The sequence below is a fragment of the Nitrobacter sp. genome (assembly GCF_051535235.1).
Lineage (GTDB): Bacteria > Pseudomonadota > Alphaproteobacteria > Rhizobiales > Xanthobacteraceae > Nitrobacter.
In genome coordinates this window covers 12,258-26,249 of record NZ_JBPPLZ010000009.1, presented here as the reverse complement: position 1 = coordinate 26,249, position 13,992 = coordinate 12,258, and the positions used below count along the sequence as shown (strand labels likewise).

Here is a 13,992-nt window from a genome sequence, read left to right as displayed (position 1 = left end):
TAATCGGTCCACTCTGCCTTATACTTTTCACCTTGCCGCCTTGCTGAGGTCAAAGCAGACAGCCTCCTTCTCGATACGCTGATCGCCGGACGCCGGCGCAACAACCAACCCGGACATCCGATGTTGTTCAGATCAAAACCCGCAATTGCCCAGCCTGACCCGCACGATGCCATCGTCGCTCAGCTTCGCGAGTTGGCGCCGCGAATCAAGCAGGACTGGCCTGAGACTCAGGAGCCGTCCTTGTCGACGCCGGCATCCCAGCCGGTCGCCGAATCACTGTTCGAGGCCGCGCCATCGAACGACAATGCCGAGGCGCTCCTCAAAACGATCTCGCCCCCGCGGCCTCGTCGCGTCATCCTGAAGGTGCTGCTGGCCATTTGCGCCGGCGTTGCCGGAGCAATGGCCTGGCACTCCTATGGCGAAGAGGCGAAGCAGAGGCTTTCCCAACTGATGCCGCAGCTTCTGATGGAGGCTCCCGCATCGTCGGCAAACGCAACCGGGGCTGAAGCTCAGGAGCCGGACACGGCGGCTCAGGCGGCGGCCGCGCCGCAGGCCCAACCGGCGCCCGAAGCACAACCCGCGCAAACCGCCACGGCGGACGATCTCCGGCCGTCAACATCGGCCCCGGATGTCGGAACGACCCCTGCGCAAGCGCCCTCCTCCGCCCCGGCCGCGCTTCCGGCCGAGACCGCGCAAAAGCTCGAGGCCATGGCGAACGACATCGCCACGCTGAAACAGACAGTCGAAGAGTTGCGAACCAGCGAGCAGCAGTTGCGCCGGGAGATGGCCGCAGACCGCGAAGCGCGCGCCAAACCGGTACAACACCTGGCGAAGCCTGCCGCGACACGGCGACAACGCACCTCGCCTCAGGCGGCGGCAATTCCATACAATCCTCCCGCGTCCCATGCTTCGCCGCCGGCGGCGACGGAAAGACGGGTATATCCGCAAGAATCGACGCAACGCGAAGCCTACATCCCGCCCGCACCCGCCCGTCTTCCGCCCCAGCCGGGAGACGACAGCGCGCCGCGTCCGCCGATGCCGCTGCAGTGAACCGCGCGGGTTTCACCGCGCGGTTTCAATAACGGTCTTCATAGATCGGACGCATGCGACGACGTGCGTGTCATGATTGTCGCCGATGCTGAGTTCGTCGACCCTTCGGTCGCATGGCCGGGGATTCGCATTGCGCGGCTTGGGTTTCGTCGCCAACAATCCCGGTCCATCCCGCTCCGGTAAGACTGGGTGCGGTACAATCAACAGGGCGACTGCAAAATGCCGGGACCGGATATCTACAGCGTTTTCAAGCGAAGTGGGTATTGGTTCGCGTGAAGAAAAACGCGTCCAGACACGTTCTGATTCAATCAGAAGCAGAAAAGGCTTTAGTGAACGCGCGCGCCGCTCCGCCAGCCGACGACGTGCAGCGGCCATGATTTCGGCGACTCGACGGCGGGCAGGTCGCTTGCCGATTCCTTGTTAGAGGCATGCGCATCCTGGAGCGCGTCGGAGAAATCCGCAAACCACTGCTGAATGGTGCCGGCGCGCAGCTTTCGCATCATGGCTTCCCAGCGCATCCGGCGTTCGGTCAGCGGCATCGAAAACGCCGTGGCAATGGCGCGCGACATCCCGTCGATTTCGTGCGGGTTGACCAGCAGCGCCGTCTGCAATTCATTCGCCGCGCCTGCGAACTTGGACAAGACCAGCACGCCCGGATCGGCAGGGTTTTGCGCGGCGACATATTCCTTGGCGACGAGATTCATGCCGTCATGCAGCGGCGTCACCACGCCCACGCGCGCGGTGCGATAAAGGCCCGCAAGCACCGTCTGATTGAATCCGCGGTTGAGATAACGGATCGGCATCCAGTCCGCCTCGCCGTGGCGGCCGTTGACGTCGCTGACGAGCTTCGCCAGTTCGCTCTGCAGGTTTCCATAGGCTTCGATGGTGCCGCGGGAGGGCGTTGCGATCTGCAACAGCGAGACGGTGCGCTTCAGCTCGGGCTGCGAGGTCAGCATCCGGTCGAATGCCTTGACCCGGTTCACCAGTCCCTTCGAGTAATCCAGACGGTCGACGCCGATCGCCAGTTGCTCGCCGTTCAGGCTGCGCCGCAGCCGCGACACGTCGGGATGAGTGGCGGCCTTGGCGGCCTGCACCGCGAATTTCTCCACGTCGATTCCGATCGGAAACACCGCGCACCGCGACTTGCCGTAGCGCGACGTCACCACGCCGTCATCGATCTTGAGACCAAGCTCGGACTGCAGATAGCTGAGAAAATTCTCGCAGTCGTCGTCGGTCTGGAATCCGATCAGATCGTAGGCCAGCATCGCCTCGACCAGTTCGCGATGGTGCGGAACGGCGCCGACGATGGCGCGCGCGGGCCATGGCGTATGCAGGAAGAACCCGATCGGATTCCGGACGCCGAGATCGCGCAACTCGGCGCCAAGCGCCAGGAAGTGATAATCCTGAATCCAGAACGCGGTATCCGGCTTGCGAAAGCGCATCAAGGCGCGCGCCATGAAGGCGTTGACCTCGCGGTATGACTGATAATCGTCCTGCGAGGCGCGAATGAGATCGGATCGGGAATGAAGCGCGGGCCACAGCGCCGAGTTGGCGAAGCCTTCGTAATATCCGCCGTAATGCGCCGCCGGCAGATCGAGCAACGCCAGCGCGCCCGCGCCCAGGGCCTCGACCTCCGCAAATGTATCCTTGTGCACCCCGTCGCGCACACGGCCGCTGGAACCCACCCAGATTGCGCCCGATTTTTCAACAACCGGCAGCAGCGCCGCAGCAAGGCCGCCCGTCAGGGGCTCACTGGCCCGCGCACGCGCCACCCGATTTGAAACGACAACGAGGTTCACAGGGGTCCCTCCGTATTTTTTTTGCCCGTCGATAAACGCCCGTTCATCAATATGGTTCCTCGCCTCCTTCCAACCAAATTGACGCCAAATTCGGGCAAGATAGAACAATACTGAAAGTTCCCCTCGCAGAGAAAATATTCATTGTCGTAACATTCTTTACGACAAGTATTTTTCATCAACTGCGCCAGTAACGATCTTCCCAGTTGCGCGACAATCTCATGCCGGTGAGAATCAATCCCGCCATGGAATAGGTCTGCGGAAAGTTCCCGAACAGCGCGCCGGTTTTCGGATCCACGTCTTCCGAAAGGAGTCCGAAACGATTGCGATGCGCAAGCGCATCCACGAAAGCCTCCCGCGCTTCCTCGCGACGTCCGAGCGCCCACCATGCATCGATCAGCCAGAATCGGCAGATCAGGAACGCAGTCACCGGAACGCCGAAGTCGTCTTCTGCAGCGTAGCGCATCACATGCTTCTCACGCAGCAGCTCGCGCTCCATGGCTGCGACGGTTTTCACGAAACGCGGATCGTTGACCTCGCAAACGCCGAGTTCGGGCAACAGCAACACGCTCGCATCGAGATCGTCGGATCCGAACGCGGAGGTGAAGGCCTCGCGCTTCGGATTCCAGGCGCGATCAAGCAGTTCGGCATGCAACGGATCGGCGACCGCGTTCCAGTGCGCCGCGCGCTCCGGCAGACCGAGCCGTTCCGCGATGGCCGCGAGCCGATTGATTCCGGCCCAGCACATCGCGGCGGAGTGGGTGTGGACGCGCTGGCGGCCGCGGTATTCCCAGATGCCGGCATCGCTCGTCATTGCGACTCTCGCCGCCTTGTGGCCGAGCGATTCGAGAAGGGAGAACAGGCTTTCGTCGCCGGGGCGCGGCAGTCGACGGTCAAAGAACAGCGGCAACGCCGCCAGGATGGCGCTGCCATAGGTGTCATGCTGTTTCTGGTCGACCGCGGCATTGCCGACCCGCACGGGCCCGTCGCCGCGATAGCCCTGAAGATCGGCGGCGGTCCATTCGTCCAGCGGCAGATTCGGGACCACGCTGTAGACCGGCTTCAGGTCATCGTCGATCTTCGATGCGATCGAGAGCGTGAAGCCGATGAAATCCTCCATGGTCCGCGTCGCGCCGACGCGGTTCAGCGCCTTCACCACGAAATAGGCATCGCGCAGCCAGCAATAGCGATAATCCCAGGTGCGGCCGGAGCCGGGCGCCTCCGGAATCGAGGTGGTGTGCGCGGCGATGATGCCGCCGGTCTCCTCGAAGTTTGACAGCTTGAGCGTGATGGCGGCGCGGATGATGGCTTCCTGCCACTCGTAGGAGATGTAGAGACGCCGCACCCAGCCCTGCCAATAGGTCCTGGTCTCTTCGGCGAAGCGCTGGGCGGTCGACGCCAGATCGCCGGGAAAGGGCTCGTCGTTGCCGAACACGAGATGCATCGGCCGCGTCAGAACGAACGGCGTTTCGTTTTCGATCAGGGCAAGCGGCGCATCCGTGGTTACGCGAATCGCCGTGTCGTCATCCGCGAAGTAGCGGATGTGATTGCTTCCCATCGAATGGCGCTTGAGCGGCTTGCCGTAAGCATGCGTCGGACGGATGCGAATCGTGATCCGGGGCAGGCCCGCGACGGGCTCGATGATGCGAAACAACTGCGGCGGACGGAAGATGCGGCCATATTGCCGGAAGCGCGGCGCAAAGTCTGTGACCCGCACCGCATTGCCGCGGCCGTCTGTCAGGACCGCGGACACGATCGCGGTGTTGCGGACATAGTCCGACTGGAAATCAGCCATGCCGTCCAGCACGACATCGCTGAAGCCTTTTTCTTCATTTCCCGCGAGCAGGCGCGAGAACACCGGATCGGAATCGAATCGCGGGAAACACCACCACACCAGACGCGCGGTGGGATCGACAAGCGCGGCCGTGCGGCAGTTGCCGATGACGGCGAGATCGAGACCGTGGTCGATCATTCCGCGACAGCCCGTTCGTCGTCGAGGAGCCCGCCCAGCCAGGCCCTGACATCGCTTGGCGACTGAAAATGGCCGTCGACGCCCTTGGCCCGCCGGCCTACCGAAAACGACAGACCCTTCAGGTCGGGCATGATTGCGAACACGGTTTCATCGGTCACGTCGTCGCCGATGAACACCGGACGCCGTCCCTTGAACGGCTCGTGAACCATCAATTCGGTTACACCGGTCGCCTTCGTGAAACCGGAATGCTTGATCTCGCATACGAGCTTGCCGGGCAGCACCTCGATCGGCGCGCTGGGCAGGTCGGCGCGTATCGCCGAAACCGCATCGTAGATCGAGCGTTCGGCATCCGGAGCCTTTCTGTAGTGCAGCGCCAGCGAGTAGCCCTTGTTCTCCACGAGGATGCCGGCGTGCAATTCCGCGATGGCCGCGAAACGCCGGATCAGGTCCTGGTTCATCGGGGGTGCGCCAGCGGCCACGGCTTCGCTTTGAGAGGAGATGCGCATCTCCGCGCCATGACCGCCGACTGCCGGAAACAGCATCGGAGCGAATATGCGGTCGATGTCGCTGAGCGATCTCCCGCTGACCAGCGCCAGCGCGCCGTCCGTCCGCTCCAATAGCCGCGACAGCGAATTGGCGAGACCCGGCGGCACCTGAACCTCGTTCGGCGACGGCGCGAGGTCGAGCAGCGTGCCATCGATATCGAGCAACAGCGCGGATGTACGCAGCGGCGGCATAAGAGGTCGGTCATCGGCCATGAAGGCGGTTTTCTTCGGCAAGGTTTCCATCAAATCCTGACTCATCGCGACTCCACAACGGCAAGCGGCGACGCCACCGATTCGAGCGGGCGCCGCTCGGCGGCAATTCCGTATCGCCAGCCGATCAACGCGGCGGCGATCATCAATGCCGATCCCAGACAATACCCCGCGAATACGCTGTCACGCGAACCGCTATCGATCAAGGCCCCGAACACGACAGGACCGGCGATGCCGCCGATCGCCGTCCCCACGGCATAGAACATCGCGATCGCCAGCGCCCGCACTTCAAGCGGAAAAGTCTCGCTCACGGTAAGGTAGGCGGCGCTCGCGGCCGGCGAGGCAAAGAAGAATATCACCATCCACGCGATCGTCTGGGTCTGCGCGGTCAGAACGCCGGCTGCGAAAAGATAGCCGGACACCGCCAGCAGAACGCCCGATATTCCGTAGGTGAAGGCAATCATCGTGCGGCGTCCGACCGTATCGAACAGCCGGCCGAGCAACAGCGGCCCGAGAAAGTTGCCCACCGCGAACGGCAGGACGTACCAGCCGATATGGTTCGCCGGGATGTCGAAGAAGGTCGACAGCACCAGCGCGTATGTGAAGAAGATCGCATTGTAGAAGAACGCCTGCGCGATCATCAAGGCAAGGCCGACCAGCGACCGCTGCCGGTATGCGGAGAACAGGGTCCGCGCCACCTCGCGCAGCGGCGTGTGGTCGCGCATGCGAAGCCTGATCGTCGGCCATGCCGTCCCGGTGGCGGCATCCGGATGGCGAGCCGTCATCCGTTCGATGTCGGCGACGATCTGGATTGCCTGGTCGGGCCGTCCGTGAATCATCAGCCAGCGCGGGCTTTCCGGAATCCATAGTCGCATCACAAAAACCACCAGTCCCAGCACCGCGCCGGTCAGAAATGCAAGCCGCCAGCCCAGTTCCGGATCGATCACCTGCGGATCGAGCAGGACGATCGCGCCGCCCGCACCGAGCGCGGCACCGATCCAGAAGCTGCCGTTGATGGTCAGATCCGTCCATCCGCGATAACGCGCCGGCACCAGTTCCTGAATCGTGGAATTGATCGCTGTGTATTCGCCCCCGATGCCCGCGCCGGTGAAAAACCGGAACAGCGCGAAGCTGCCGATATCCCATGACAGCGCGGTTGCCGCCGTCGCGGTCAGATAAAGAGCCAACGTGACGAAAAAAAGTTTCTTGCGCCCGATGCGGTCCGTCAGCCAGCCGAAACCCAGCGCGCCGAGCACGGCCCCTGCGAGATAGGCGCTGCCGGCGAGGCCGATGTCGAGGTTGGTGAAGCGAAGCACCGGGCTGTCCTTGAGCGCGCCGGACAGCGCCCCGGCGAGCGTCACCTCCAGCCCGTCCAGAATCCAGGTGATGCCCAGCGCGGTGACGACCCGCGTATGAAACATGCTCCAGCGCAGGCTGTCGAGCCGCGCCGGAATGTCCGTCTCGACGATCCCGTCCGCATATCGGGGTGATGGTTGTGCCTGGATAGTCGCCAAAATTGCACTCACTCGCGCCGGCCGGCGCTTAAGCTCGCCCCGTGCATAAGCGCGGGTTGAAGAGCGGCTCGAATGGAAAGCGAGCAGCTTGCCGGCGATCATCCTTTCTCGGTTGCTGGTCTTCGGGTGCGGGCCTTGGCTGGAGGATAGCAACGCGCAAACCTGCCGCCGGTTCCGTGGCAGCCGACGCGGGCAGCATCGCCCGCGCGCCGGCATTGATGCGCCGGGGCGCATTGAATAATCTTGAACGAATCCGGGCCCGGTGACGTCAAATCAAGGCGGTCGGGGCTGAGTCAATTCATCTGGATCGGCGTGATGTATAGACCGGCGTGATGCAAATCACAGTATTGGCCCGATATCCCGGCCCAGAGTGCGGCAGCCGCTCTCGTCGCGGGGCGGCCATGAAAAGACAGGAGAAGATCATGTCTCGTCGGATGACATCCGGAAAAGGACTGCGAGCAGCCATGCTGGTGGCCGGCCTGACTGTGATCACCGTACCGCAGGGCGCCTTGGCCGGGGACCTCTCCGCGCAGCAGATCATCGACGGGTTGAAGGTCTCACGGACGCGAAGCCTGAGCGCGCCCGCACAGCCCGCGCTGACCCAAGGCGATCTGGACTTCGTCAAGAGCGTGCGCGGCAAGACCCGCTCGCTATCCCTGGACGACCGCGATCATCTGGCGGCAATCGCCGCCAACCGCCCGAAGATCGATCTGGACATCAATTTCGATTTCGATTCCGCGGCCCTGACCGCCCGCGCCAAACCGCAGTTGCACAGCCTCGGCAAGGCGCTGACGAGCAACGAACTCGCGGGTTCCGTCATCATGCTCGGCGGCCACACCGACGGCAAGGGATCCGACGCCTACAATCACGATCTCTCCGAACGCCGGGCAGAAGCCGTGAAGCGTTTCCTCATCGAGACGTATCACATCCCCGCGGCAAACCTGCTCTCCGCCGGATATGGAAAGGAGGGATACAAGAATCCCGCCGACCCGTTCGCTGCGGAAAATCGCCGCGTCGAGGTTGTCAACATGGCGGCGAAGGACCAGGCCGAGAAAAAATGACGCCATAAGGCGCATCATCGCAAGCCGCCCTATGCCTGCCTGCGCCATGCGGCGCGAATGCGGTCGATCCACGCATCACGAGCGATATTCACCGGAGGTTAACGAGCGCCGAGCCGCCGGTTTGAAAACGCCGATGGCCTCATATAAGGTCGCCCCGGCGCGGACTGGAACGGCATCTGACGGGTGGACTGGCGTCGTATGAACCTTCGATCTGCTGGCGTGGCGGTGTTGATGCTGACGATGCTGCCTGCGATGGCGCCGGCGGCTGCATCGGCCGCGACGGAAAAAGGCAGCGCGCGAATCGCGCTCGTGATCGGCAACGCCAGCTATCCCGATAGCGAAGCACCGCTCAAGGAGCCGATCAACGATGTCCGCGACGTTGCCGACGAACTCAAGCATGATGGCTTCGACGTCGAGACCGGCGAGAATTTGACCGGCGAAGCCATGCGCCACGCGCTTCAACGTCTTTACAGCCGCATCAAGCCCGGCAGCGTCGCGCTGATCTTCTTCAGCGGATATGGCATCCAGTCCGGACGCCAGAGCTTTCTCATACCGGTGAATGCGCAGATCTGGACCGAAGCGGACGTCCGCCGCGACGGCTTCAGCCTGGAGACCATCCTGGGCGAGATCAACAACCGCGGCGCCGGCGTCAAGATTGCGCTGATCGACGCATCGCGCCGCAATCCGTTCGAGCGCCGCTTCCGCAGCTTCTCGGCAGGTCTGGCGCCCGTCATCGCCCCGAGCGGCACGCTGGTGATGTATTCGGCGGCGTTGAGTTCGGTGATCGGCGATACCAGCACCGATCACAGCCTGTTCGTCGGCGAGTTGCTGAAGGAGATTCGCGTTCCCGACCTGACCGCCGAGGAAACGCTGAACCGTACCCGCGTCGGCGTGACGCGAGCCTCACGCGCCGAGCAGGTGCCCTGGATTTCATCGTCTCTGGCGGAGGATTTCTATTTCATTCCCGGCCAGCATGGCGCGCCCGGCGTCGCCGCAGCGCCACCATTGCCGTCACGCCCCGAAGTTGAACCCGTCGCAGCGCCGCCGCCGGCCGCGCCTTCGCCGGCACCACCGCCAGTCGCATCCGCTCCCCCGACGCCGCCCGCCGTTGCTTCAAGGCCGCCGGCGGACGCGACGCCGCCCGCTGAACCGCCACTCGCTCCACCCGCTCATGTCACGGAGCCCGCAGCGCCAATACCGGCGCCAGCACAGGATAACGCGAAGACCGCGCTCGCCCTGGCCGACGATCCGACGATCAAGTCGCTCACCTCCACAATCTCCGCCAATCCCAAGGACGCCAACGCTTTGTACCGGCGCGGGCAGGTCTATGCCGGCAAAGGCGCCTACGCGCCCGCCATCAAGGATTTCGATGCGGTGATCCGGCTCAATCCGAAGGACGCCGAGGCCTACAACAATCGCTGCTGGACCCGGACCGTGATCGGCGAATTGCAAGGCGCGCGGCGCGACTGCGACGAGGCGCTCAGGCTGCGGCCGGGTTTCGTCGACGCGCTGGACAGCCGCGGCCTGCTCAACCTCAAGAGCGGCGCGAACAAGAACGCGATCGCGGATTTCGACGCCGCGCTCAAGATCAACCCGAGACTGACGTCGTCGCTTTACGGAAGAGGCCTCGCCAGGCAGCGCAGCGGCGCCGTTGCCGAGGGGAAGCTGGACATCGCCAATGCCAAGGCGATGGACCCCGACATCGAGAAGGAATTCGCCGGTTACGGCGTGCGCTGATGCTTTGGTTCGGTCATGAACCATCATCCGTTGCGGCCCGCGGCTTGCCATGAAAGAAACTGCAAGGTGAGGCGACTTTCGGATTGCGGATATGGGCTTGCGATGCATGCGTGAAGTCGCGACCGGCCTGTTGCTCTGCGCGCTGGCAGCGACGATCGGTGTCGTCAGTCCGTCGCGCGGCGCGGACGACAGCGGCATTCCCGTGACCGTGGCCCGCGCGGCCAATGCCTGCTTTTCCGACCTGGTGCGCGTGACCGGCTTCGCCGTTCCGCGTCAGGAAGCGGTGGTCCTTCCGGACCAGGAAGGATCGCGCGTGACCGACGTGCTGGTGCGCGAAGGCGACACGGTCGCGATGAATCAGGAACTCGCCCGGCTGACGCCGCCTCCCGGCAAATCGGGATCGGTTCTCCTGCGCGCCCCGGCGGCCGGTCTCGTAACCGAGGTTCGCACCGCCGTCGGAGCGCCGGCATCGCCACAGGCTCCGCCGATGTTTCGGATCGCGGTCAACAACGAGATCGAACTGGATGCCGAGGTGCCTTCGATCCATGTGCTCAAGCTCAATCCGGGCGCGAGCGCGCGCATCAGCCGGCAGGACGGACCGGACCTGGTCGGACGCGTCCGCCTGGTGTCGCCCGAAATCGACCGCAAGACACAGATGGGTCATGTCCGGCTGTCGCTGAACACCGACCGGAATTTGCGGATCGGAATGTTCGCCCGCGCCAGCATCGACGCCAGACGCAGTTGCGGCGTGGCCATTCCCCGCTCCGCGATCGATCATCTGACGGTTCAGGTGGTGAACGGAGATATCGTGGAGACGCGGCGCGTTCGCGCCGGATTGACGTCCGACACCGCCATCGAAATCCTCGAGGGTCTGAAAGTCGGAGACATCGTCGTGGCCGATGCCGGCACCTCGCTGCATGACGGCGACCGGGTCAAGGCCATGTTCGCCGACGACCTCGATCGATCGCGAGCACGTTAATGACCCTCAATGTTTCCGCCTGGTCGATCCGGCATCCGCTTCCGTCCGTCGTCTTCTCGATCATTCTGCTATTGCTGGGCTGGGTCAGTTTCACCAGGCTCGCGATCACGCGGCTGCCCAGCGCGGATATTCCCGTCATCTCAGTCGCAGTTTCGCAATTCGGCGCGGCGCCGGCCGAACTCGAGGCGCAGGTTACCAAGACCATCGAGGACGGCGTTTCGGGCGTCGAGGGCGTCCGGCATATTTCGTCGTCGATCACCGACGGCCTGTCGCTGACCACGATCCAGTTCGCGCTGGAAACCAATACCGACCGGGCGCTGAACGACGTCAAGGACGCCGTGACGCGTGTCCGCGCCAATCTCCCGCAGAACGTCAACGAACCGCTGATCCAGCGCGTCGACGTCATCGGACTGCCGATCGTCACCTATGCCGCGATCTCGCCGGGCAAGACGCCCGAGCAACTGTCGTATTTCGTCGACGACGTGGTCAAGCGCGCGCTGCAGGGCGTGCGCGGCGTCGCGCAGGTCGAGCGCATCGGCGGCGTCGAGCGCGAAATCCTGGTCTCGCTCGATCCGGATCGCCTGCGGGCTGCGGGTCTGACGGCGGTCGACGTCAACCAGCGCCTGCGCGGCACCAATGTCGACGTCGCCGGAGGACGGGCGGAGATCGGACAGAACGATCAGGTCATCCGGACCCTCGCAGGCGCCAAGACCATCAGCGAACTGGCGGGAACGATGATCTCGCTCCCGACCGGCGGAGAACTGCGGCTCGACGATCTCGGCACGGTAACCGACACCATCGCCGACCGCCGGACCTTCGCCCGCTTCAACGGCGAGCCCGTGGTCGCGCTCGGCATCAAGCGCTCCAAGGGCGCAAGCGACGTCGTGGTGGCGAAGGCTGTGCAGACGCGGATCGACGCGCTGAAGGAGCAGTATCCCGACGTCGATCTGAAACTGATCGACACTTCGGTGGATTTCACGCACGGCAACTACGAAGCCGCGATCTCGACCCTGTTCGAAGGCGCGATCCTCGCCGTCATCATCGTCTTCCTGTTCCTGCGCGACATCCGCGCCACCATCATCGCCGCGATCTCGCTGCCGCTATCGATTTTCCCGGCCTTCTGGGCGATGGACATTCTCGGCTTCTCGCTGAACCTGGTCAGCTTCCTCGCCATCACGTTGTCGACCGGCATTCTCGTCGACGACGCCATCGTCGAGATCGAGAACATCGTGCGCCACATGCGCATGGGCAAATCGCCCTACCGCGCGGCACTGGAAGCCGCCGACGAAATCGGTCTCGCCGTGATCGCGATCAGCCTCACCATCATCGCGATCTTCGCGCCGGCGAGTTTCATGTCCGGCATCGCCGGACAGTTCTTCAAGCAGTTCGGCATCACCGTTTCGGTGCAGGTGTTCTTCTCGCTGCTGGCCGCGCGTTTCGTGACGCCGGTGCTCGCCGCCTATTTCATGAAGGATCATCCGCATGAGCCTTCGCCGCCCGGCCGCGTGCTGCGCGGCTATGCCGGCCTCGTCACCTGGTCGGTGCGGCACTATTATGTGACGGTCCTGATCGGGCTTGCGGTCTTCGCCGCCTCGATTCTCAGCATCAAGCTGCTGCCGCAGGGCTTTCTGCCCGCGCAGGACACCGCGCGCTCTCTGCTGGCGATGGAACTGCCACCGGGCTCGCAACTCGCCTACACCGAGAAGGTGACGGAAAATATCGTGGCGCGGCTGCGCAAGCGCCCCGAAGTCAGGAGCGTGTTCGTCGATGGCGGTCGCGTACCGCCCGGCATCCAGGAGGTGCGCCGCGCGTCCTTGATCATCAACTACACGCCCAAGCACGATCGCGGCATGACCCAGCGCGAGCTTGAACTCTCGATCGGGCAGGAGCTCGAAAGCATCCCTGACATCCGCTACTGGTTCCTCGATGAGAACGGCCTTCGCGCGGTGGCGCTGGTGGTGACCGGCCCCGACATCAGCATCGTCGGCAACGTCGCCAACGAACTGGCGACGCAGATGAAGCGCATTCCGCTGCTCGCCAACATTACGCCGGAGACCTCGCTCGACCGTCCCGAACTGCGCATCCAGCCGCGCGCTGACCTCGCTGCCCGTCTCGGCGTCTCGACCGAGCAACTGTCGCAAACCATCCGCGTCGCCACCATCGGCGATGTCGGTCCGGCGCTGGCGAAGTTCGACGCCGGCGACCGCCAGGTTCCGATCCGCGTGCAACTGGAAGACAGCGCCCGCGCCGACCTGAAGATGCTGGAACAGATGCAGGTGCCGATCGGCGGCGGCCGCGGCCACGTCCCGCTCTCCGTCGTCGCCGATATCAGGCTGGATCAGGGTCCGACCAGCATCAACCGCTACGACCGGCAGCGGCAGGCCACGGTCGCGGCCGACCTCGTCGGCACCGCCGCGCTCGGCGACGCAACCAGGATGATCCACGAACTGCCGGTCATGAAAACCCTGCCGAAGGGCGTGACGGTCAACCCTTCAGGCGACGCCGAAAGCCTGAACGAGCTGTCGGACGGATTCGCAACCGCGATCACGGCGGGGCTGATGATGGTCTACGCCGTGCTGGTGCTGCTGTTCGGCACCTTCCTGCAGCCGATCACCATCCTGTTCTCGCTGCCGCTGTCGATCGGCGGCGCGATCATGGCGTTGCTGGTCACCGGCAAGCAGCTTACGACGCCGGTCTGGATCGGCATCCTGATGCTGATGGGCATCGTCACCAAGAACGCCATCATGCTGGTAGAGTTTGCCGTCGAATCGATCCGAGAGGGCCGTGCGCGCGAGGAGGCGATCATCGACGCCGGCATGAAGCGCGCCCGCCCCATTGTGATGACCACCATCGCGATGGTCGCGGGCATGATGCCGAGCGCGCTGGCGTTCGGCGCGGGCGGCGAATTCCGCTCGCCGATGGCGCTCGCGGTGATCGGGGGCCTGCTGTTCTCAACGCTGCTGTCGCTGGTGTTCGTGCCCGCGATGTTCCTGATGATGGACGATGTCGGCGCCTTTATCTGGCGCTACGGCAAGCGGATGTTGACATCGGGCGCCGAGGCGCCCGAGCCGTCCGCCGGAAAACACGGGCCGCCGAATATTGTCCGCTTGCCCGGCGGCGAATAAGCG

At 64.0% G+C, this 13,992-nt stretch carries 9 protein-coding genes; 5 read left to right on the top strand and 4 right to left on the bottom strand.

All coding sequences use genetic code 11. From position 1 onward, the window contains the following. The first annotated feature begins 120 nt into the window (after positions 1 to 120). Entirely contained in the window at positions 121 to 1,050 is a 930-nt protein-coding gene (locus ACS3WA_RS12520; RefSeq protein WP_438278843.1) for a hypothetical protein, read from the top strand. A 326-nt stretch (positions 1,051 to 1,376) separates the two neighbouring features. Here the strand turns inward: ACS3WA_RS12520 and ACS3WA_RS12515 are convergent, their stop codons facing one another. The 4 genes from ACS3WA_RS12515 to ACS3WA_RS12500 all read right to left on the bottom strand — a co-directional run bounded on the left by ACS3WA_RS12515 (position 1,377) and on the right by ACS3WA_RS12500 (position 6,994). Continuing rightward, positions 1,377 to 2,849, bottom strand: a complete 1,473-nt coding sequence (locus ACS3WA_RS12515; protein ID WP_438278842.1) for a trehalose-6-phosphate synthase — start codon at positions 2,847 to 2,849, stop codon at positions 1,377 to 1,379. Positions 2,850 to 3,024: 175 nt separating this feature from the next. Further along, complete coding sequence (locus ACS3WA_RS12510) at positions 3,025 to 4,818, bottom strand: glycoside hydrolase family 15 protein (RefSeq protein WP_438278841.1); 1,794 nt, start codon at positions 4,816 to 4,818, stop codon at positions 3,025 to 3,027. Next, entirely contained in the window at positions 4,815 to 5,621 is an 807-nt protein-coding gene (gene otsB, locus ACS3WA_RS12505; protein WP_438278840.1) for a trehalose-phosphatase, read from the bottom strand. The genes ACS3WA_RS12510 and otsB overlap by 4 nt, the downstream gene beginning before the upstream one ends. After that, positions 5,618 to 6,994, bottom strand: coding sequence for an MFS transporter (locus tag ACS3WA_RS12500; protein ID WP_438278925.1), 1,377 nt, complete (start codon positions 6,992 to 6,994; stop codon positions 5,618 to 5,620). Before ACS3WA_RS12500 ends, otsB begins: the two co-directional genes overlap by 4 nt. A 515-nt stretch (positions 6,995 to 7,509) precedes the next feature. Between ACS3WA_RS12500 and ACS3WA_RS12495 the strand changes: the two genes are divergently transcribed. The 4 genes from ACS3WA_RS12495 (at position 7,510) to ACS3WA_RS12480 (ending at position 13,989) form a co-directional block, all read left to right on the top strand. Further along, complete coding sequence (locus ACS3WA_RS12495; RefSeq protein ID WP_438278839.1) at positions 7,510 to 8,148, top strand: OmpA family protein; 639 nt, start codon at positions 7,510 to 7,512, stop codon at positions 8,146 to 8,148. A gap of 198 nt (positions 8,149 to 8,346) precedes the next feature. After that, positions 8,347 to 9,885 carry a caspase family protein gene (locus tag ACS3WA_RS12490; RefSeq protein WP_438278838.1) on the top strand — a complete coding sequence of 513 codons (1,539 nt, stop codon included), beginning with the start codon at positions 8,347 to 8,349 and terminating at the stop codon, positions 9,883 to 9,885. A 106-nt stretch (positions 9,886 to 9,991) separates the two neighbouring features. Further along, entirely contained in the window at positions 9,992 to 10,864 is an 873-nt protein-coding gene (locus tag ACS3WA_RS12485) for an efflux RND transporter periplasmic adaptor subunit (RefSeq protein WP_438278837.1), read from the top strand. Further along, positions 10,864 to 13,989 (top strand): efflux RND transporter permease subunit, encoded by a 3,126-nt coding sequence (locus ACS3WA_RS12480; RefSeq protein WP_438278836.1) that lies wholly within the window; start codon positions 10,864 to 10,866, stop codon positions 13,987 to 13,989. Before ACS3WA_RS12485 ends, ACS3WA_RS12480 begins: the two co-directional genes overlap by 1 nt. The last annotated feature ends 3 nt before the right edge of the window (positions 13,990 to 13,992 follow it).